The following is a 22,521-nucleotide window of genomic DNA, read 5'->3' on the forward strand; positions in this document are numbered from 1 at the left end:
GGTCACCATTTTTAAATGAATGTTATTTGAAACCCAGTTTTGGAGAGAGGATAGAAGGCAGGTACTGAAACTTTTGATATTTGTTATGTGTTTGCAACAAACATGTAATCAGTGAGATTGGTTAAATTAGTATAAAGGTGGTGATGTATTCTGTGTTAGTCAGGGATTGGAGTGGTAGTGGATTATTTTTGGGTTTGGATTGAAAAGGTTTAGCAACTTCTTTTTGTATTACGGTTGTTTCCATAATCCAATAAATGGAACTTCTACTGTCATACCTGCATCCTATAAAAGGAATAAATTGTATTTATCTTTAATAAGTAATATTTTTGCCACTTCGAATCGTTTAACGGGAAAAAATTGAAAGCAGATAAAACCCACGTATAAAAATTGGAAAGCAAACATCTGGTTTTTATATATGCCTGTTTAGTAGGAACTTTATCTCTTTCAGCATCCAAAATATAAGAAATACATGTTTGATAATTTAAGTCAACAGTTAGACCGTGCGGTCAAAAACCTTAAAGGTGAAGGACGCATCAGCGAAATCAACGTAGCGACAACGGTAAAAGAAATCCGTAAAGCCCTGTTGAATGCCGACGTTAACTTTAAGGTAGCTAAAGAAATTACCAATGATATTAAGGAAGAGGCACTAGGTCAGAAAGTACTGACTGCCGTTTCACCAGGTCAGTTGTTCATTAAGATTGTAAGTGACAAACTTACAGAACTGATGGGTAGTACGGTTGTTCCTTTTAACCCAACAGGTAACCCTGCCGTTGTGCTTATTTCAGGTCTTCAAGGTTCAGGTAAAACGACCTTTACGGGTAAGTTGGGTCTGAAAATGAAGAAGGCTGGCAAGCAGGTGCTTTTGGTTGCAGGTGACGTTTATCGTCCTGCTGCGATTGACCAGCTGGAGACTTTGGGTGAGCAAACTGGTGTTGAAGTTTACACTGAAAGAGAAAACAAAAACCCAGTTGAAATTGCGCAAAACGCAATTGAATATGCAAAGAAAAACGGCAAAAGTCTGGTGATCGTCGATACTGCGGGTCGTTTGGCAGTAGACGAGCAGATGATGAAAGAGATCGAGGCAGTAAAAGCAGCGGTCAAACCGTCAGAAACACTTTTTGTTGTTGACTCGATGACTGGTCAGGATGCTGTAAATACAGCGAAGACCTTTAACGAGCGTCTTGACTTTGACGGTGTTGTACTGACAAAGCTGGATGGTGATACACGTGGTGGTGCTGCCCTTTCTATCAGAAGGGTTGTAGAGAAACCAATCAAGTTTATCTCAACAGGTGAGAAACTGGAGAATACACTTGACGAGTTCCACCCTGATCGTATGGCTCAGCGTATTCTAGGCATGGGTGACGTTGTTTCCCTGGTAGAAAGAGCGCAACAGGCTTACGATGAGGAAGAAGCAAAACGCCTGAACAAAAAACTGAGAAAGAACCAGTTTGACTTCAATGATTTGCTTTCTCAAATTCAGCACATCAAGAAAATGGGTGATATCAAGGACTTGATTGCGATGGTTCCTGGTATGGGTAAAATGCTGAAGGATACAGAAATTGATGAAAACGCATTCAAACCAGTTGAGGCAATCATTTCATCGATGACTCCTGAGGAGCGTACAAAACCTGAGATCATGTCTACTTCAAGAAAGCAGCGTATCGCTAAGGGTTCAGGTACTTCAATCCAGCAGGTAAATAACCTGATCAAGCAGTTTGAAGAAATGCGTAAGACCATGAAGAAAATCAACCGTATGTCTGGTGGTGTACCAGGTATGAAAGGTGGTAAGAAAGGTGGTCTTAAAGGAAGACTGATGGGTAGATAATCTATCGTTTTTAAGATATAAGATCGAAAGCAGCATACATTAAAAACGTATGCTGCTTTTTTATGTCATGATTTTTAGTTGTCGATTCCTAGTTCCTGTTCTATTTCTTCTAAAGACTTTCCTTTTGTTTCTGGAACCATTGTTTTGGTGAAAACCCAAGCGAGCACACTAAAAATACCAAACAACCCGAAGGTAACAGCCCCTCCAAGGTTAGAGAGCATCCATGGGAAAAACTGAACCAATATAAAAGTGCAAACCCAGCTGATGGCAGTTGAGACAGACATGGCAGCGCCTCGAATGTTATTAGGGTAAATCTCAGAAGTGACAATCCACATAACAGGAGCCCAAGAAGCGGCAAAGAATGCAATGTACCCCAGTAGTGAAATCAAGACACCGATTCCTTGTGAGTCAACCGTAAAGGAATAAGTCAGGTAGAACAAGAAAACGCTCATTCCGGCAGCTCCATACAAAAGCAGGACTTTTCTGCCAGCCCTATCTATTACCCAAAGTGCCACCAAGGTAAAAAGAAAGTTTACTACTCCAACCAATATTGACTGGAGCAAAGCAGTATCTCCACCAACTCCTGACTGCTGAAATATGACAGGAGCGTAGGAGATAACCGCATTGATACCGGTAACCTGTTGGAAGGTGGCGAGCAGTATTCCAATTCCAATTACCTTTCCCATTCCTCCCTTAAAAAGAGAGGATAGTGAGGTTTGCTGTACGGACTCAGACTGTACACCTTTGACGGAAGCCATTACTTCAAGGGCATAAATTCTGCCACCCATCTTTTCAAGTATAACAGCGGCTTTCTTTTCCTTTTTGGCATTGATAAGCCATCTAGGACTTTCGGGTAGGAAGAATATTAGTAGGAATAAAAACAATAAGGCAAAAGGGAGGGGCTGACCCAACATAATCCGCCAATTGTTTTCCAAAGGTGAGGCAGCATAATCAATAATGTAGGCAAGTAATATACCGATGACGATCCCGAGTTGATTGAGTGTACCCAAAGTACCTCTTACTTTGGCTGGTGATACTTCACTGATGTAAGTAGGGACCACCACTGATACAGTACCAACCCCAATTCCTCCCAATATTCTGGCAAATGCCAATACCCACATGGAGTTAGCGATATAACAGCCAATCGCTGAGATTGAAAATAAAATAGCTGCATAGATAAATGTGGCTTTTCTTCCTCTTTTGTCACTTAAGGAGCCTGCTGTAAAAGCCCCTATCATGCAACCGATAATCATGGCACTTACAACAATTCCGATTTGAAAATCGGATAAGGTAAATGCAGCCTGCACAAGGGAAACGGCTCCTGATACTGCAGCCATATTAATCCCAAACAGTAAGCTGCCGATTACAACAATTCCGATAGCCCTGTAGAGATATCCGCTTACTTCCTTCATATCATCGTTTATTTTTCTTTGAGAAGATTCTATAATTGATGAATAGGTATTTTAAAGGTCAGTTTCTCAATATTTGAGATGCTCTGGAAGTTTTGGCATGGCGCCATGTTGGGTACAAACAAAAGCAGAAACATCTACCGCTTTCTGATGGATTTCTTGTAAAGGTTTATTCATTAGCAGCCCAATTATTAAGGCGGCAGTAAATGAGTCTCCAGCACCAATGGTATCTGCTACTTCTACTTTTGGGGTTGGAAGCTCAGAGACATCACTGTCATTGATCAGAATGCTGCCATTTTCCCCTTTGGTAAAAGCGACCAGCTCAAGGTCAAAGTGCCTGATCAGTTTAGGTAATACAAATTCATCAGAGACTTCCCATCCCATTTCATAAGCCAGAATAGGTAATTCCTCTTCATTGATTTTCAGAATGTCAGCATGGCGTAAAGCATTTTTCAACACTTCTTTTGTATAAAAATCCAACCTTAAATTGATGTCAAATACTTTTATACAGTTTTCTTTGGAGGCCTCCAGTATGGATATGATCGTTTTTCTGGAGTCAGCAAACCTTTGCGCCAAAGAGCCAAAGCAGATGGCATCAGCTTCTTTAGCAACTTCCATTACTTTTTCTGTGGCAGGAATGTGATCCCAAGCCACATTCTCATGGATGGTGTAGGTCGGGATTCCCTTTGGGGTTACTTCTACATCCACAGTACCTGTAGGGTAATCTGTGATGCTGATCAGGCTGTTCAAGCCTCTTTCATGTATTTGGTGGAGTATTTCTTTTCCTAGATTGTCTTTACCAACTGCACTGATTACATATGCTTCAGCTCCTAATTGCATTGCATGGTAGGCAAAGTTGGCAGGAGCACCTCCAAGTTGTTTACCTGAAGGAAGCATGTCCCAAATAATTTCTCCTAGTCCAATTATTTTAAATGGTTTCATCTGGTGGCGCTTAGATTTTAATTATTGCCAAATGGAAGTAAGATTCCAGCGTTCGAGTGTATCTATGACAGCCTTGCTGTCTGCCGAAATAAGTAATTTGTTATAAGGTTTGTCAGGGAATATAAGGTTTGTCACTTGCAGTTGTCCTTTGTTGATAAAGATTTCCATTGAAGCCTTGTCTACAAAAAGGTGAAGGTCGATTTGTTTCTGGTCAAGTGGAGGCAGCGGTCCTTTGACAATGGCAGGGAAATGGCTTTCAAAAGCCACATTTCCGGACCTGGTTCGGTCAATGACCAATTCATTTGTTTCTGTATTAATCAGAATGGTGACTTGTTCGCCTTCTCGGTTAGAAAGTTTTACTTCCAACTTTTTGGACATGTTGAGGCTTATATTGGCTTTGAGTTCAAACTGGTTATTGGTGCCATCCAGTATGTCAAGCTCCACGGGAGGATCACTCACTTCAATATTAGATTGTACAGCATGGTCTTCCCTTAGTGTTTTAAGTTCCTCTACAGGAGTGCCTGTCAGGAGGTAACCGTCTGTCGTTTTTACAAGTCCTAAAGATCGAGGTAGTGTCATGGCACTCCTCCAGGTTTTGGTGGGTACAGCCTGACCATATTCCCAGTTGCTCATCCAGCCAAGGAAGAGCCTTCTGCCATCTTCTTCAGGGATATTGGACCATGTGACTCCTGCATAGTTATCCTTTCCCCAGTCAAGCCAAACAGCACTGTCCAGCGGGTATTCAAGGTTAAATTGTTTTCCGTCAAAGTCTCCAACAAAGTATTGTGTAGCAGAGCCACCGTTTGGTCCTCCAGGGTTGATACTGACCAGCAAAACCCATTTGTCTTTGTCATCCACTTTAAGGGTAAATAGGTCAGGACATTCCCAAACACCGCCATGAGCCCCCTTGTCTTTTCCGAATTCACTTTCCTTCTTCCACATTTTCAGGTCAGGAGAGGAGTAGAACTCGATATGGTCCTTTACCGCCAAAGACATAATCCATTTCTTGCTGGGTGCGTGCCACATGACTTTTGGGTCTCTGAAGTCGGGTATTCCTGAACTTTCCAGTACAGGGTTCTTGTCATACTTATTCCATGTCTCGCCATTGTCATTGCTGAAAGCGATGCCTTGTGATTGTACATCACGCGCATTTTCAGAGGCTTTTTTGGGGTTGTGGTAAGTGAATATAGCGACAAGGGCAGGGTCTCCTTTTTTTCCAAAACCACTACTGAATTGTTCGTCTACTACGGCACTTCCGGAAAAGATATAGCCCATTGTGTCGGGGTAGATCGCAATGGGGAGGTTTTCCCAATAGACCATATCTGAACTGACTGCATGTCCCCAGTGCATAGGTCCCCAGACTGTACTGTCTGGGTAGTACTGGTAAAACAGGTGATACATGCCTTTATAAAAAACCATTCCGTTCGGGTCATTCATCCAGTTGGCAGGTGGAGAGAAATGATATTGGGGTCTGAAAGGCTCCTGATAAGGCTCAAATTGGGGTTCATCGGTTCCTGTCTGTATTTCCTGTTTCTTTTGTTCAGGAACACTGCAGGCTATCATAAAAAGCAATGATACCAAAAATGCTCTGTTCCAATATGAGTGGGAAGTCATCATGTGTGCTTGGTAATTAGTCGAGTGAAAACAGGACTTAATATATAATTATTTTGCAATGTTTTTTAATGTCAGAACAACAATACCTGTTAGGCAGTTCCGCGCTTTATTTTAAGAAAACAAAGCATTTGCACAGTGTTATTTTTGTCCGTTAGCCAAGTGATTCCTTTGCCATCTATTTTAGATTTCTGATTTGTATGAGTGTCAAAAAATGGATGTAGGAAAATTTGATCGATTATATATATTGCACTTTTTCAAAATAAATCTGGGAAAGACCTGTATCTGTATGAGCGAACTTTTTTCATTCGGACTTTTGTGTTTTACTTCATTTTTTACGCTGATTAACCCTTTGGGGACAATGCCGATTTTTGTAACCATGACTTCGGAGCTTGATCAGCAAGAAAGGGTCGCTACAGCCAAGCGAGCCAGCATAGTTTCTTTCTTCACTATCTTGGCATTTGCTTTTTCAGGGCAGCTTCTATTCAATTTCTTTGGGATTTCAGTAAACAGCTTTCGGGTTGTTGGTGGTATTATCTTTTTCCTGATGGGAATGGACATGCTTCAGGCGAGACTGAACAAGGTAAAGGTGAAGGAGTCTGAAGTGAAAACTTATGTACGGGATATTTCCATTACACCATTGGCAATTCCAATGATTTGTGGTCCGGGAGCTATTACCAATGCTATTGTTCTGATGGAGGACGCAGAGACTTTAGAACAAAAAGTAACCCTGATTGTTGCTATTTTGTTGGTCATGGTACTGACGTATTCAATTCTTTACAGTGCGTCAAAGATTATCAGATTTTTGGGTGAAACCGGAAACAATGTCATGATGCGACTGATGGGATTGATTGTGATGGTCATTGCGGTGGAGTTTTTCTTCAGTGGACTAACACCAATTATCCACCAAATGATGGCTAAATAAACCAATATTTGTACCTGCTAATTTGAGATAGCGATGAATAAAGAATTTTGGGATGAAAGGTTTGCCAGTCAGGAATATGCTTATGGTAAACAAGGTAGTCAGTTTGTAAAGTCACAGTTGGAACAACTCAAACCGGGAAAACTGTTGCTACCTGCTGAAGGGGAAGGACGCAATGCCGTTACTTCCGCTTTACAGGGATGGGAGGTGACAGCCTTTGATATCAGTGAAGAGGGTAGAAGAAAGGCGATGCTTTTGGCAGATGATGCAGGTGTTCAGATAGAATATGAGCTGAAAGGCTTTGATACATTTGAAGCTGAAGCGGAAAGTTTTGACGCTGTTGCATTGGTTTATGCGCATACCTTTCCTGAAGTCAGAAATGCGTATCACCGAAAGCTAATCGGTTTTTTGAAACCTGGTGGAACGTTGATTTTGGAAGGATTTTCCAAAGAGCAGTTTGGGAAGCCTTCAGGTGGACCAAAAGTGCTGGAGATGCTTTTTGATGAGGAAATGCTGATGTCTGATTTTGGTGACTTGCTAACAGATATTCGTATAGAGAAAGTGTCACAATTATTGGATGAAGGTACATACCATCAAGGGGAGGCATCCTTGATTAGGTTGGTAGGCAAGAAACGATAATATATAACTAAGCCAAGAGAAGTGCGGCAAAACGGACTTCTCTTGGCTTTTGCTTTTATACAGTTTTGGTTAGTGCCCTTCTCAGCGCAAGCAGGTAACCGAAATGCATGCCTTCGTGTATGTTATTGAAAACAACTGCCTCTTCAATATTGGAAATGGTATTGCCAAAACTGGTTGATATTTCATTATACTCTCCAAAAAGTCCATTTCTGAAGTCTTCCTCCAATAGGCTTGGAGTCTGTGTTAGCCTTTTTCTGATAAAGGTAACTTCCTCTTCCGGAACAAGTGCTTCTGGCTTGGTTCCTTTTCTAAATTGGTTGATAATCTCATCACTGATACGACATGGAACTCCTGCGTTTTTGTAACAAAGCAGCTGCTGTGTCACCAAAATATGCCCCATATGCCATATAATATTGTTGTTGAAGCCTTCAGGAACCTCGTTGAGTTCCTCTAGGGTAAACTGTTCAGTAAAGCGAAGCAGGTTTTGGCGTGATTGTCTCAGCAGTTTGAATTGGTAATCCATGTGTTGTGTGAGTTTAATTTTCCAATGCTTTATTTATTTCATCCTCAGCTGAACGAAGTTTGGTGCGACAATAGAGCAGCAGCTCATTCGCTCGTTTGATCTTGTCAGCAATTTGGTCAATGGGAATTTCGTTTTTTTCCAGTAATTGCTGAATGTTTTTCAATTCTTTTAAAGCGTCTTCGTAGGTTATTTTTTCTTCCATGTTTCTTCAGTTTCAGCCTGTGCTAAGTTTGTATCCCTTACTTCATCAACAGTACTTTCAATCTCAAAATCATGGTGAATGGTTTTGAGTTTATCGCCTGCTTTGGGTGTATTCTCTGCATTGATGGGTTTGCCATCCAATAGTGTAATGGAATAGCCTTTTCTCATCAATTCCAAAGGATCCAGTGTTTGGATCTTCCATTCCAAGGTATTGAGTTCCTCATTTTTCCTTTCAAACAGGTACTTGGTCTGCTGTTTAAAGCTTTGCAGAAGCAGTGTCAGTTCCTCTGATTGCTTCTCCGTAATATGCTTGGCATTAAGCCTGACAGAATGCTGTATTTGGTTCAGCTCTTCCACTTTTTTATCCAGCAGGTATTTGGCATTGAGTTTTAAACTCAAAAATAACTGATCGAGTTCGCCTTTGTTTTTGTTGACTGACTCTTTTGCCAATTGACCAATACGCTGACTTATTGAGTTGATTCTATCCTGCTGGGTGAGGATAATCTGTAGTGCAAGCTTTGAAACTTGCTGATAACCTTCTTCCATTGCAGCTTCAAAATTTGAAGCCAGCCTTAAGATTAACTCAGCGGCTGCTGTAGGTGTTTTGACCGCCGTATGCGCCACCATATCTGCCACACATTCATCTGTATGGTGTCCAATACCTGTAATGACCGGAAGTGGGAGCTGGGCAATGGCATGTGCAACATCGTATTCATCAAATGGCTGAAGGTCTAATTTGGAGCCTCCGCCTCTTATGATTACCATGATGTCAAAGTTGTTGCAGTCAATTTCGGCTATTCTGGAAACAATCTCTTTTGAAGCCTTCTCACCTTGTACACTGACAGGAAAAAGGGTCAACTGATAATGGTAGCCATAAGCATTGTTGACCAGCTGATTTACGAAGTCAGCATAACCGGATGCATTTTCAGAACTGATTACAGCAATTTTTTGGGGAACAAGCGGCATTCTTAGATAGGATTGCCTGTCAATCAGTTGTTCCTTCTGTAGCCTTTCAATTGTTTGCCTTCTCTTCAGTTCAAGTTCACCAACAGTATAGGCAGGGTCAATGTCATATACCTGTAAGGAGAGACCATGTACAGTATGGTAAGTGACTGTCACCTTGATCATCACTTTGGTGCCGGTACTTAACAACTGATCTGTATCATGTCCTCTATCCGTTTTGATGACTGATAATTGCGATGCCCAGATCATTGCCCTCGCCTTGGCTACAATCTGTGTATGGTCTTTTTGTACCAGTTCCAGATAGACGTGACCATTCCGCTTCTGGGAAGAGGCAATTTCTGCCGTAATCCAGATACTTTTGCCAATGCCATCAATCACCTTCTGAATGCTGGTATTTAGCTGTAGTAGGGAATATGCCTTTGGACTGTTACCACTCATCTTCGTCGTCGTATAGGAAGTCGTTGTAAGCTCTTTGAAGTTCGCTCAGTGCGTGTCTGTCTTTCTCCTGCTGACAGATCAAGATACCTTTTTTGTAAATGCTTTCTGCTTTTTCTCTATCACCTAGCTGTGTATACAGTGCCGCCACATGGTAGTAAGTACCCGTATAGTTTTCGTGCTCGTCAAGCAGTTGATTGTAATATTTTAAGGCAGTCTCATTGTCGTGCCCATTGTATTCATTGGCAATGGCATAAATGATAAATGGATCATTCGGATCCTCTTTTTGAAACTCAAACAGCTTGTCAAGTCGTTGCTGATTCATTCGTTTATAAGTACGATTTGTAAAATTTGAAACAGATATTGAACAAAGATAAGAAGGAAGAAGCTGTATACAAGACGGAGTGAGGCATTCGCGTGTGGACACAAAAAAACACCTCAGGGAATAAGGATTCCTTGAGGTGTCTTAATTGTATTAATTTCTGAAATGTGACTATCTCAAATCCACTACTTCAACATCAGGGTTAGCTTTTACGCTGAATTCAAAGTCAGCATCTGTAACGCTTACATTTTGCTTGAAGTCTTTTACCGTAAACAGGTAGCGAGTTTGGTTACCTTTCTCAAATACTTCCCATTTTGTCAGTGAGTTGTCTTTTGTGTCGATATACATGGTTAACTTGTAAAAGTTTGCCTTGATATCCTTGTTTGGAGACAAGTCAACTACATGGTAAGTAGTGCCATCCTCTGATTTTGTGCCCATATAAAGGTATTTGAAACCATCCTTATAGATAGTGTAAATCTTCGAAGGCGCACTCAACAGGCTTTCAGCACTGTTGTTGGCATTTGAAACGTTTACCTCCTCAATATCCTTCATATATGTCCAAACTGTTTCGGTATTGTTGTAAATGATTTGGTCACCGATTTTCAGTCTGTATTTATCTCCTTTAACAGTTGCTTCAATTTCCATTGAACCCAATTGCTGGTTTTGAGCAACACTAAAAATCTTTTGCTCAATATCAGCTTTGAATGAATTCATCTTTTGGTATTTGGCGCTCATGGCATCCAAGATTTCTCTTGCTTTTGCATCTTGTTGAGCAAACGAAGCTTGAGCAATCGAAAAAAGTATTGTAACAAGAAGTGTTAGCTTTTTCATTAGGTAAATCATTATTGGTTGTTGTATAATTTCAAGCAAAAATATATAAAAAAAGACACATCCGAGACCTTCCTTTTCTTTTTAAGATTTTTTTGAGATCCTCCTTTTGTACTTTGGTCCGATATAGCCTTTGACAAAAACCATGACCAAAGTGACATAATTGGAACTATTTCTTAACACAATTTATGATCAACAATATTGGGATAGTACTAATCTGACCCTGATGTGCCCCGTTTGATTGGGTGATTTAAAGCATATTGGAAGAACAGGATTTTTGGTAGCTTTCAGTTAAAAAGTATTGATTGTACACTTTATGTTTTTAAAACGACTATAGTATTTTGCGTTTAGAGTTTAATGTATTGAATAGTAGGTGGTAATAATGTTTTTGATAGGTAAAATAACAAGTGTTTTTTACCTCTTAAAAGACGCCTTATGTGTTGGAGATAAGCTTTTTTGCTTTGTGTTTTTTTGACAGGGAGATATGTTTGGGCTATCAATCTGTTAAAAGGATAATAAAGGGGAGTAACCATCAATTGGTTATGAAAGTACAGCATCTACATTTTTTAATAACAACAATTTTGGTCACTGGATGAAAGGGTACTCCACTTTGGGACAACTTAATAGTAACTGACGATATTCTGAAAGGCTTCAAACGCTACAATCGTGCAATTGAAATAGGTGATGTGCCTGAGGCATCAACAAAGGGATAAGAATAACTGAAACAACAGCTAAATAATAAATATTGTACTAATGAAAAAACTTCTGATCAGCTTAACTATGTCACTTTCTATCTTGACAGTGGCATTTGGACAGTCCAAACCGACCAAAGTGACGGCAGATGGATATGATAGTCATATAGAATTGAAATGGGATTCTTCTGAAAAAGAAGGAACCAAGTTTAATGTCTATGCTTCATTTGATGGTGGAAATGAGTTTGTGCATAGAGGGACAACCGATGAACATTGGTATATGGACTTTGTCAATGATCAGGGAAGAAATATTACAGTACAGTATAAGATCACGGCTGTTACGGAAAAAGGTAAGGAGTCAAAACCAACTGATATGATCTCTGCAAGTATCCGTGACTTCTCGGATGAAGAGCTGATGGAGATGGTTCAGCAATATACGTTCCGATATTTCTGGGATTTTGCACACCCTACAACAGGGATGTCACGTGAGCGTGATGCGCATAAGCTTGGAGACAAAGTGGTAACTGTAGGTGGTTCGGGCTTTGGCGTAATGGCAATTATTGTAGGTGCTGAAAGAGGTTGGATCACTAGAGAGCAAGCAGTAGATCACTTGCTGAAAGTTACGAAGTTCTTGGAGGAGACTGATAGGTTTCATGGCATGTGGGCACACTGGTATGACGGTGATGCAAAGAAAGTAGTGGAATTCGGTCATAAGGATAATGGTGGCGATATCGTAGAATCATCTTTTATGGCACAAGGACTGCTGACAGCAAGACAATACTTTGATGGAAATGGAAAGAAAGAACAGCAACTTCGTGAACGCATCACCAAGTTGTGGGAAGATATGGAATGGGACTTCTATACCAATGGACAGGAGTACCTGATCTGGCACTGGTCTCCAGACCATGGATTTGAGAAAAACCACGGAATCAGGGGTTATAACGAGTGCTTTATCACCTATATTCTGGCAGGTAGTTCACCTTCTCATAGTATCCCGACAGAAGCGTACCACAAGAGCTGGGCTGGTTGGGACAATCCAAACTTCGCCAATTATGAGACATATTTTGACATGATTCTTCCATTGGGAAGCAAACGTTGGTATGGTGGGCCGCTATTCTTTGCCCACTATTCATATCTGGGTCTTGACCCAAGAGGGTTGTCAGATATGTATGCTAATTACTGGGAACAGAACAAAGCACATACTTTGATTAACCGCCAGTATTGTATCAATAACCCATATGGGTATGAAGGCTATGGTGAGAACTTCTGGGGATTGACAGCAGGTGATAAAGTGCCAACAGGATATAATGCGTTTTGTCCTGGTTATGTAAGAGATGGAGGAAATGTTCAGCCAACAGCTGCTTTGTCATCAATGCCATATACGCCTGAAGAGTCAATGGGCGTGCTTAAGAACTTCTATAGAAACTATGGTAGAGAGCTTTTCGGACCTATGGGCTTTTATGATGGCATCAACCTGAATGTAGAAGGACCTTTGAAAAATCAGGTGAGAAAGACCTACATCGCGATTGATCAGGGACCTATTCTAGTGATGATTGAAAATCACCGCTCAGGTTTGCTTTGGGAAAACTTTATGAAAAACACGGATGTTTTGAAAGGGTTGAAGAAGCTCAATTTCAAGATCAATAACCGTGAGATTCAGGTAAAATAAATTAGTAAAAGGTCCCCGCATGTTGTGTTAAGTACAAGATTACATTTCAGGAATGTTGGATAAATAAATGTAATGGGGACCTGATACTTCAAATAAGGCAATTTAATAAAAGGCTATGATGCGATATTTCTACATAATGGTAGCTGTGATGGCAGTAATGCTCCCTTTTGGAGTGACTGCTCAGGAATCACTTCCAGCAACTTATTGTAATCCTGTAAATCTGGATTACACATATATGATCTATAACTCACACAAAGACATTTCATACCGTTCGGGTGCGGACCCAGCAGTAGTTGAATTTCGTGGTGAGTATTACATGTTCGTGACAAGGTCAATGGGTTACTGGCATTCAACAGATTTACAAAACTGGGATTTTATTGAGCCACAAAGATGGTATTTCCAAGGTTCTAATGCTCCGGCAGCCTTCAACTATAAAGACTCCGTATTGTATGTGGCAGGTAACCCATCAGGCTCCATGAGTATCCTGTACACTGATGATCCAAAAAAAGGGGATTGGAAAGGAGCGCCTTCCATTATCCATAATATTCAAGACCCTGCCTTGTTTATCGACGATGATGGGGAAGCATATATGTATTGGGGTTCTTCAAACAAGTTCCCAATCAGAGCCCGCAAGATGAATAAGAACAAGCGTTTTGTGGCAGAGGATAAGAAGTATGAGCTTTTTAACCTTGATGAAGCAGCGCATGGTTGGGAGAGATTTGGTGAAAACAACTTTCACCCAACTTTGAAAGAAGGTTATATAGAAGGTCCGTGGATGACAAAGCACGATGGCAAGTATTACCTTCAGTATGCAGCTCCCGGAACGCAGTTTAATGTATATGGGGATGGTGTATATATTGCCGATCATCCACTAGGACCTTATAAGTACATGCCAAACAACCCGATGTGCTTTAAGCCAGGAGGGTTTATGAATGGTGCAGGACATGGTTCGACAATGGAAGATACAAGTGGTCAGTTCTGGCACTTTGCCTCAATGGCTTTGGCTTCCAATGCACATTGGGAGAGACGTATCTGTATGTTCCCTACACATTTTGATAAGGATGGATTGATGTACAGCAATACCCATTATGGTGACTACCCTCGTTTTGCCGCTACCGAAGAGGGTAAAAAAGGCGAGCCAACTGGGTGGATGTTACTCTCATACAATAAGCCAACAACGATTTCATCTGTTTACTTGCAGGAAAGAAGAAGTACTTCTACTGATGGACATTACGATACTGAAGAAATTCCTACAGTACGCAATAAGAAAGGGGAGATTGAAACGACTGTTTTGACTGACGAGAATACAAAGTCCTTTTGGGTAGCCGAAGCTAATGATGACAGCCAGTGGGTGAAGATTGACTTGCAGAAACCAAGCAATATTTATGCGCTTCAGGTTAATTACCATGATCATAAGTCAGATATCTACGGTAGAAAACCCGATATGTACCACCGCTATAAAGTAGAGGTCTCAAAGGATGGCAAGAAATGGGAAACTGTAATAGACAAGAGCAATAATGATAAGGATGTACCGAATGATTATGTTCAGCTTAAAACGCCTGTCAAGGCAAGGTATGTACGTTACAATCATATCCATGCACCTACACCGTATTTTGCTTTGTCAGAGATCAGAATCTTTGGCTTAGGTGAAGGAGCCAAACCAAAAATGGTGAAGAACCTAAAGATTAATAGAGAAGAAGATAGGAGAGAAGCGCAGTTTAATTGGGATGCAGTAAAAGGCGCGCAAGGTTATAATATCTATTGGGGTATTGCACCTGACAAGCTTTATAACTCTTGGCTTGTTTATGATAAGAATGAGCTGAAAATTCCTTCATTTGACCGTGATACTCCTTATTACATTTCGATTGAGGCATTTAATGAGAATGGTATCTCAGAAAGAACGGAGCCTGTATTGATGAAATAATCGCTAAGGTGAGTTATAACATATAAAACTAAATGGATTCAGTATAAGATAAAATATTGCTGATTTTCAAAAAGTTACCGTAAAGTCAATTTTAGGCTTTACGGTTTTTTTATTTAAAATGAATTGATAAACAGTGATTTATGTAATAGTGGTAACTAAATATTATAAATTTTAGTTAGCGCTTGTCATTCTCTCTTCTGATCAGTCAAAATGTATTTTTTAATAACTCAATTTCTTGATTTAAACCAGATTATAAGTGTCATAAAATCAATAAGTAAGCATTTTATTGAAAGAGGTTTAGGAATGCTATAATGAAGACTGAGAAAAATTATTTTAATTTTTTAAAAAAGTGAGGGGGAAAAAAGACTTCTTATCTGTTATATATTAAAGGAACACCCTACAATTAGTTTTGTACGGGAAAATAAACACCACTAAAGCCTGTCGATATTGGATAGGCTTTTTTTATTTCCTGTGAATTATTCTATTTGTAATGAGGGAGTTGTATCCTGATGTGGAAAGGTGATTTATTAATTCCTTTTGATGAAACTCCTTTAATAACTTACTTAAGCCTGTTTGAGCTTGATAGATATTTTTATGGAGTATATTATCTGAACTATTGAAGATACTGATGGAAGTGAGAAAGGGAGAATGTAAATGATAACCTATCCCATCCAATTTCAGTTTGTTTTTCTACTAATTCAATAAAAGAATATAGCTAAGCTCTAACCATCATTAAATAAGAAAGCCTTCAAGCAGTATACTGTTCGAAGGCTTTTTATATGTAATTGTATTTCAGTTTTCTTTAAGAAAAGAGCTGTTTTATAAGCTACTTAAGAGCATTTCAAGACTTACTTCGTCATTTACCAATACCTGTCTGGCTTTACTACCTTCAAATGGACCAACTACACCGGCAGCTTCTAACTGGTCAATGATTCTGCCTGCACGGTTGTAACCAAGGCTTAGCTTTCTTTGTATCAGGGAAGTACTTCCTTGCTGATGTCTTACCAGCAGTCTGGCAGCTTCCTCAAACAGTTCATCCCGATCTGCAAGGTTAACACCTCCTGCACTTGATTCATTTTCACCTTCAAACTCAGGTAGCATATAAGCAGTATCATAACCTTGCTGGTTGCTGATATACTCACATAATCGTTCTACTTCTTCTGTATCAACAAAGGCACATTGGAGACGAATCATCTCATTGCCATTGGATAGTAGCATATCACCACGACCAATCAATTGCTCAGCGCCCCCTGCATCCAGAATTGTACGTGAGTCAATCTTGGACGATACTCTAAACGAAAGACGGGCAGGGAAGTTTGCCTTGATCATACCCGTAATGACATCTACTGAAGGACGCTGTGTTGCTACTACCAAGTGAATGCCAATCGCACGGGCAAGTTGTGCCAATCGAGCTATAGGTGTTTCAATTTCTTTGCCTGCTGTCATCATCAAGTCAGCTAACTCGTCAATGACCAACACAATGTACGGCAAGAATCTATGTCCCTTGTTCGGATTAAGTTTTCTGTTTTGGAACTTCTTATTGTACTCTGCAATATTCCTTGTTCCTGCCTTTTTCAGCAGGTCATACCTTGAATCCATCTCGATACAGAGTGAGTTCAAGACATAAACCGCCTTTTTGGTATCTGTAATAATTGCTTCTTCCGCATCAGGCAAACTCGCCAGATAATGACGCTCAATGATATTGAAAAGAGAAAGTTCAACCTTTTTAGGGTCGATCATCACAAACTTCAGTTCTGATGGGTGTTTTTTGTAAAGCAGTGAAGTCAGAATTACGTTGATACCTACTGACTTACCTTGACCTGTCGCACCTGCCATCAGCAAGTGAGGCATTTTAGCCAAATCTGCGACAAATACTTCATTCGAAATGGTTCGTCCAAAGGCAACAGGAAGTGCCTTATCTGTATTGACAAACTTTTTGGTTGCCAAAACAGAACGCATAGAAACCAGTTCGGAGTTTTCATTTGGAACTTCAATACCGATAGTTCCTTTTCCTGGAATTGGCGCAATAATACGGATACCCAATGCGGCCAGACTCAAGGCAATGTCATCTTCAAGACTTCTGATTCTTGAAATCTTAATACCAGACTCAGGTACAATTTCATATAGTGTAACTGTAGGACCAATCGTCGCTGAAATGGATTTGATATTGATTTTAAAGTCATTCAGCGTTTCTACAATCTTTTCCTTGTTTTTGGCAAGTTCCTCTTCAGTTACTTTGATTTTATCAGTTGGAGCTTCATTCAGCAAGTCAAGGTCAGGGTATTGGTATCTGCCAAGGTCCAGTTTAGGATCGTAGTGGTCCATGTCCTCGATTGTCAACTGTTCGCCTACCAAGTCTTTGATGCTTTCTACATCAGCCTTGTCCACTTCAGAAGTATCAGTCACGCTAAGTGTATGTCCTTCCTCTGTGTCCTCAATTTCAAAAGTTTCTTTTTGAGGCACTGGGGCAGGTGCTGCTTTTACAGGATACTGCTGTTTGGTCTGCTCAACCTTTGTGATTTCTTTTATTACTTGTTTTTCAGGAGCTTGATTCTCTTTGTCAGGGAAATTGACATTGATTGAAAACTCTTGCTTTTCAGGTTGTCTAACCTCCTGTTGCGCCTGCTTATCCTGTCTGATTTGTGTGCGATTCTCGTCACCGTGGACAATTACCTGTCCTGCACTGTGAATGACAATATTGCTGCCTTGTTGAGCCGTAGCTTGTTTTTCATACTCTTTAAGCTGTTCGGCAGTGGCAGGGTAATAACGTTCTTTTGCTGCTTCAGGCTCATCTTCCTCGTCTAGGTCTGATTCGTCATCAGCTTCCTCATCAGCCTTGGACATTTCTTCATCCAAGTCTTTAGGCATTTCATGCTTATCAGCGTCAGTTGTTTCGGGTTCTTTGCCAAAGTACTTTCCGAACCATTTAACAGCCAAGCCTTCCAAGGTAGAAGTTCGGAAGTTGTAAATGATGAAAATACCCATTGAAGCCAACAAGATCAGGATTGTTCCCCATCCTGTAAGGCTGTAAAGTCCTTCAGCTAATAAGTACCCAATAGAGCCTGAAAGAAAACCAAGCATGTTAGGGCTTTCCTTAATCACTACATAGTATCCAAAAAGAATACTGGTCCAAATCATAAGAAAGACACCCAGCCAAAGCAGTTTTTGGGTAGGGAAAATTTCATGTTTGGTCAGTAGTTTCAACCCTCCCACAAAGAGTACAGGGATAATGGCAATAGAACCAATTCCAAATGTATGGTATACAAGGAAGTGGGCAATTGCTGCTCCGACAAGGCCAATCCAGTTTTCAACTTCAAGTCCTGATGAAAGTAAGTTTTGAAGTCCAACAGATTCGATCACACTCTGATCAGCCTTTCCTGTAAAAATAAAGGAGAGTAAAGAAAATAAGGTAATGATAGAAGAGAACACCAGCAACAAGCCGATACTCATTCTGAAGCGTTTATCGTCCAGAAAAGCCAGTGAAAACTTCGGGTTGAATTTAGGTAAGGTAAATTTCTTCTCCGGGGTTTCTTCCGTAGGTCTTTTATATGTATTCTTTCTGACGTTTTTGTTTGTCGTTGCCATAAAAATCTTGTTAGTAGTCAGGTAGTTTTTGGTCAGATACATTGACCATTGGCTATCAAGTATTTACTTAATTGGTTTGTAAAAGTTGATGTTTCAATTCGAAAAATAGAAAACATGTAGAAAAAAATGAACTTTTCATGGATAAAGATAAATACGGATGACTGTGTGTTAGGAAGGGGATAAACCAGTCACCCGTATTTATCAGGGGAGTTTATTCTTCATTTTTGTGCATCAGGATCAATGCAGATTTTTTATCGTATAAGCTTTCTTCCAATCCTACAGGGTAAATATGCGGATTGCTGAAACGCTTAATACCACTGTGGAATAGACTCATTTGCTGCGCCACTCTTTCCTTTATTTCCTTGATTTCAGGTCTTTTATATACCAGGTCTCCCTTTTTGAAGATAGGTTGTAACAGGTCTTCATATTCAGTATAATCAGGAATTCGTTTGTTTCGGAAACTATCAGATGGGTCAATGACCTTTATTTTTGTTGGTAGTTCTTCTATCTCATCAAATATCATATCAGCCATACATTGTCCGTCAGGATAATAATATCTGCGAACCTGCTGTATGCCAGGGTTAGAAACCTTGATCAGTTGTTCTGACAGCTTGATCTTGTATTTCCAGTGTGAATCTTTATTTTCCTTCACTGCGCCAATCTTGTACACCCCACCTAAGGCAGGTTGGTCAAATGAAGCGGCCAGTTTGGTTCCAACTCCCCAAATATTGATCTGAGCATTCTGTTCATTCTTAAGGTTGGCAATCAGGTATTCATCCAAATCATTGGAAGCAACAATTGCAGTACTTTCAAACCCTGCATGATCCAGCATTTCTCTTGCTTGGATACTCAGGTAAGCAAGGTCACCAGAGTCAAGACGGATACCATTTAATTCGTGACCTTGGGCTTTTAGTTTTTTTCCAACCTCAATGGCATGGGCTACTCCTTGAATCGTGTCATACGTATCTACCAAGAAAACACAGTTATTCGGCATGGCTTCTGCATAGGTTTCAAAAGCTGAAAGCTCAGAATCAAAAGACATGACCCAACTGTGAGCATGAGTACCTTTTACAGGGATTCCGAACAGCTTTCCTGCCAATACATTGGAGGTAGCATCACAACCACCAATATAGGATGCTCTACTTGCTGCTAACGAACCGTCTATCCCTTGTGCTCTTCTTAATCCAAACTCAAGTAACTGATCGTCCTTAGCAGAGAGTCTCAGTCTTGCTGCTTTTGTTGCAATAAGGCTTTGGAAGTTGATGATATTCAAAATGGGCGTTTCAATAAGCATACATTCCAAAATCGGACCTTTCACCCTTACAAGAGGCTCGTTGGGGAATACAACAGTGCCTTCCGCAACAGCTTCAATGTCACAACTGAATTTAAAGTCTCTGAGGTAATCGATAAACCCTTCTTCAAACAGAGGTTTTCCGTCACTGCCGTTCAGGGATGCAAGGTAAGCGACTTCATCAGCAGAGAATTTTAAATTTTGAAGAAAATCAATCAGGTAATCAAGGCCACAAGCTACCGTAAAACCACCTTTAAATGGGTGCTTTCTAAAGTAAGCATGAAATACGCCTTCCTTATTCAGATGTCCTGTTTTCCAATAACCATATGCCATTGTGAATTGGTACAAGTCTGTTAGCAGGGAAAGGGATGTACCGTAAAGGTCTTTTGTAATATTCATAGTTTTTTAGGGGTTGATCAAAGAATGTTCAAAAGGCAATAGTCAATTGCTGCGTGAATTTATCAACTTTCTGTTAATTGAGTATACCTAACGTTAACCGCAACCAGTAAAATTTACGGGCAGGCAATTGGAAAACCCATGTCTTACAGAATTGACCTGCTATTATCATGTGCTAAAACAATCACAAAATGAGAAAAATACCTTTCATTCTCATCTTATTGATGCTTATTCTTACTTCTGCTGTTCAGGCACAATACCCGTCAACTGTGCAATGGGCAGATACGGTATTAGGTGTTTCATCAGAATATATTGTTGCAGAGAATTCGCAGCAGTACCGTGCCGTACAGGTCTTAGGAAAACCCAACAAATTGCCTGATCCTGGAGCTTCTTTTACCGCTTGGTCTCCTGCCGAAAAAAGTAATAAGGAAGGAGAGTGGATTAAAGTAGGATTCAGGCACCCTGTTGCTATTCAGCAAATAGCAATTGCGGAAAACTATAATCCAGGAGCAGTTCAGAGAATTTATCTTTATGATATGAATGGTGGTGAACATCTGGAGTACGAGAAAAAGAACCTGAAAAGCATTACCATGGAAGGCAGAATGTTCAGAATCTTATTGAGAAGACCTACAAACTATAGGGTTCAGGGGTTGAAACTGGTATTGAACACTGAAGCAGTACCTGGTTTTAATCATATAGATGCCATTGGTATTTCAGAAGATAGGGATGTGATAGAACCTAAGATAAATATTCAGGAAGGGTTATATGAAGACGAAGATAAGGTAGTGGTAGAGAGGTTAGGTGGTGGAATCAATACCAAGTATGATGAGGCCTTGCCTGTGATCTCACCAGATGGAAAAGAGTTGTACTTCACAAGAAAAGACCATCCAATAAACTTTGGGGATAAAAAAATGGATGATATCTGGTTTGCTGAACTAGATCAGTCCGGTAAAAAAGAACCATATCGATTGCCTGCACCACTCAACGATAAGAACCATAACTTCGTTTGTTCTGTCTCGGCAGACGGTAAAGCACTCCTTTTAGGTAACGTGTACAATAAGGGTGGGGAAGCGACAGGAGGTGTTTCGATCTCTTACAGAAAACAGGATGGCAGTTGGACTTTTCCTGAGAAACAATTGATAAAAGACTATTATAATAACAGTAAGTATAGTGAGTTCAACTTGTCCAGTGATCAGAAGATCATGCTTCTGGCGATCGAAAGAGATGATTCTTTTGGAGACCGTGATATCTATGTATGTTTTCGTCAACCAAATGGTTTGTGGACTTCTCCAAAAAATTTAGGAAAAGGAATCAATACAGCCAGTACAGAGTTGACCCCATTTTTAGCAGCAGATGGTAAGACGTTATATTTCTCTTCAATGGGATATAGTGGCTTTGGCATGACAGATATGTATGTGGCAAGGCGTCTTGATGATAGTTGGACCAGATGGACTGAACCAGTAAATCTGGGTCCTGAATTTAATTCTCCTAATTGGGATGCTGGCTATACTGTAGAAGCATCAGGCAAGTATGCTTATTATGTATCATACAGAAACTCCAAAAGCAGTGGCGCAGATATTTATCGTGCAACCTTGCCAAAAGGAAAGCAGCCACAGCCAGTAGTAATTCTAGAGGGTAGGGTGATAGATGGTGATACAGGCAGCCCAGTCGAAGCAGAAGTTTTCTATGAAAAGTTGGGAGAAGAGAAATCCAAAGGAATAGGGCGGTCAAGTGCATCAGATGGAACATATAAGATTATTTTACCGATAGGTGAAAAGTATGCGATTTGGGCAAATTCAAAAGGATATATTTCTCAGAATGAAATGTTCGATTTGACGGATGTGACCAACTATAAGGAAGTAGAAAAAGACTTAAGGTTGACCTTACTGGATGCAGGTAGAAAACTCACCCTAAAAAATGTATTCTTCGGGCAGAGTGAACATAATCTACTCAGTGAGTCATTTCCAGAACTGAATAGGCTAGTGAAGTTATTTGAGGAATATCCAACCGTAGAAGTCGTACTGGAAGGACACACAGATCTGGAAGGTAATCCATTCCTGAATATGGAATTGTCGGAAAAACGGGTTCAGGAAGTTAAAAAATACCTGATTGAACATGGGGTAGATACCGGTAGAATTTCAACAAAGGCTTTTGGTAGCACACAACCTCTTTCGAGGGAAAGAACCGAAGAAGCAAAACAAAATAACAGAAGGGTAGAAGTACGAATAAAAAATATATAATCGTCTTCTTTTGTTAATAGCATAACAGGCATAAATTATCTGTTATGCTATCTCTTTTATAAATAAACAAACCTCTTTACTGCCAATGAAAATACAACATTGGT

Annotated in this window: 16 protein-coding genes; 6 read left to right on the plus strand and 10 right to left on the minus strand. The window is 40.2% G+C overall.

All coding sequences use genetic code 11. The features are described 5' to 3' along the window. Positions 1–469 precede the first annotated feature (469 nt). A complete protein-coding gene (ffh, locus tag V6R21_RS14585) occupies positions 470–1,825 on the plus strand; it encodes a signal recognition particle protein (protein ID WP_334244361.1) in 1,356 nt (451 codons plus the stop codon). Between the two features lie 74 nt (positions 1,826–1,899). Here ffh and V6R21_RS14590 read toward each other — a convergent pair whose 3' ends face one another. From V6R21_RS14590 to V6R21_RS14600, 3 genes are all read right to left on the minus strand, one after another. Further along, positions 1,900–3,237: a sugar porter family MFS transporter gene (locus V6R21_RS14590; RefSeq protein ID WP_334244362.1), complete on the minus strand. Its 1,338-nt coding sequence runs from the start codon at positions 3,235–3,237 to the stop codon at positions 1,900–1,902. 66 nt (positions 3,238–3,303) lie between these two features. Next, entirely contained in the window at positions 3,304–4,176 is an 873-nt protein-coding gene (locus V6R21_RS14595) for a carbohydrate kinase family protein (RefSeq protein WP_334244363.1), read from the minus strand. Between the two features lie 21 nt (positions 4,177–4,197). Next, a complete protein-coding gene (locus tag V6R21_RS14600) occupies positions 4,198–5,793 on the minus strand; it encodes a glycoside hydrolase family 32 protein (protein WP_334244364.1) in 1,596 nt (531 codons plus the stop codon). A gap of 283 nt (positions 5,794–6,076) precedes the next feature. Here V6R21_RS14600 and V6R21_RS14605 point away from each other — a divergent pair, with 283 nt between their 5' ends. Both V6R21_RS14605 and V6R21_RS14610 read left to right on the plus strand, forming a co-directional pair. After that, complete coding sequence (locus tag V6R21_RS14605) at positions 6,077–6,712, plus strand: MarC family protein (protein WP_334244365.1); 636 nt, start codon at positions 6,077–6,079, stop codon at positions 6,710–6,712. 33 nt (positions 6,713–6,745) lie between these two features. Further along, on the plus strand, positions 6,746–7,348 hold the full coding sequence (locus tag V6R21_RS14610; RefSeq protein WP_334244366.1) for a class I SAM-dependent methyltransferase: 603 nt from the start codon (positions 6,746–6,748) through the stop codon (positions 7,346–7,348). Between the two features lie 55 nt (positions 7,349–7,403). Here the strand turns inward: V6R21_RS14610 and V6R21_RS14615 are convergent, their stop codons facing one another. The 5 genes from V6R21_RS14615 to V6R21_RS14635 form a co-directional block, all read right to left on the minus strand. Then, a complete protein-coding gene (locus V6R21_RS14615) occupies positions 7,404–7,871 on the minus strand; it encodes a DinB family protein (protein WP_334244367.1) in 468 nt (155 codons plus the stop codon). 13 nt (positions 7,872–7,884) lie between these two features. Continuing rightward, positions 7,885–8,073, minus strand: coding sequence for an exodeoxyribonuclease VII small subunit (xseB, locus tag V6R21_RS14620; protein WP_334244368.1), 189 nt, complete (start codon positions 8,071–8,073; stop codon positions 7,885–7,887). Then, positions 8,058–9,473 carry an exodeoxyribonuclease VII large subunit gene (gene xseA / locus V6R21_RS14625; RefSeq protein WP_334244369.1) on the minus strand — a complete coding sequence of 472 codons (1,416 nt, stop codon included), beginning with the start codon at positions 9,471–9,473 and terminating at the stop codon, positions 8,058–8,060. The genes xseB and xseA overlap by 16 nt, the downstream gene beginning before the upstream one ends. Beyond that, positions 9,463–9,795 carry a tetratricopeptide repeat protein gene (locus V6R21_RS14630; RefSeq protein WP_334244370.1) on the minus strand — a complete coding sequence of 111 codons (333 nt, stop codon included), beginning with the start codon at positions 9,793–9,795 and terminating at the stop codon, positions 9,463–9,465. The genes xseA and V6R21_RS14630 overlap by 11 nt, the downstream gene beginning before the upstream one ends. A 168-nt stretch (positions 9,796–9,963) precedes the next feature. Then, positions 9,964–10,623: a LolA family protein gene (locus V6R21_RS14635; RefSeq protein ID WP_334244371.1), complete on the minus strand. Its 660-nt coding sequence runs from the start codon at positions 10,621–10,623 to the stop codon at positions 9,964–9,966. Between the two features lie 750 nt (positions 10,624–11,373). Between V6R21_RS14635 and V6R21_RS14640 the strand changes: the two genes are divergently transcribed. Both V6R21_RS14640 and V6R21_RS14645 read left to right on the plus strand, forming a co-directional pair. After that, positions 11,374–12,981 (plus strand): glucoamylase family protein, encoded by a 1,608-nt coding sequence (locus V6R21_RS14640; protein WP_334244372.1) that lies wholly within the window; start codon positions 11,374–11,376, stop codon positions 12,979–12,981. 115 nt (positions 12,982–13,096) lie between these two features. After that, complete coding sequence (locus V6R21_RS14645; RefSeq protein ID WP_334244373.1) at positions 13,097–14,905, plus strand: family 43 glycosylhydrolase; 1,809 nt, start codon at positions 13,097–13,099, stop codon at positions 14,903–14,905. An 819-nt stretch (positions 14,906–15,724) separates the two neighbouring features. Here the strand turns inward: V6R21_RS14645 and V6R21_RS14650 are convergent. Then, the gene (locus tag V6R21_RS14650; protein ID WP_334244374.1) at positions 15,725–18,490 is read right to left on the minus strand and encodes a DNA translocase FtsK; all 2,766 of its coding nucleotides are present in this window, start codon (positions 18,488–18,490) and stop codon (positions 15,725–15,727) included. 211 nt (positions 18,491–18,701) lie between these two features. Then, a complete protein-coding gene (locus V6R21_RS14655) occupies positions 18,702–20,180 on the minus strand; it encodes a nicotinate phosphoribosyltransferase (protein ID WP_334244375.1) in 1,479 nt (492 codons plus the stop codon). Positions 20,181–20,368: 188 nt separating this feature from the next. Here V6R21_RS14655 and V6R21_RS14660 point away from each other — a divergent pair, with 188 nt between their 5' ends. Next, positions 20,369–22,417, plus strand: a complete 2,049-nt coding sequence (locus V6R21_RS14660; RefSeq protein ID WP_334244376.1) for an OmpA family protein — start codon at positions 20,369–20,371, stop codon at positions 22,415–22,417. Positions 22,418–22,521: the final 104 nt, after the last annotated feature.

Origin of the sequence: Limibacter armeniacum (genome assembly GCF_036880985.1) — a bacterium.
Lineage (GTDB): Bacteria > Bacteroidota > Bacteroidia > Cytophagales > Flammeovirgaceae > Limibacter > Limibacter armeniacum.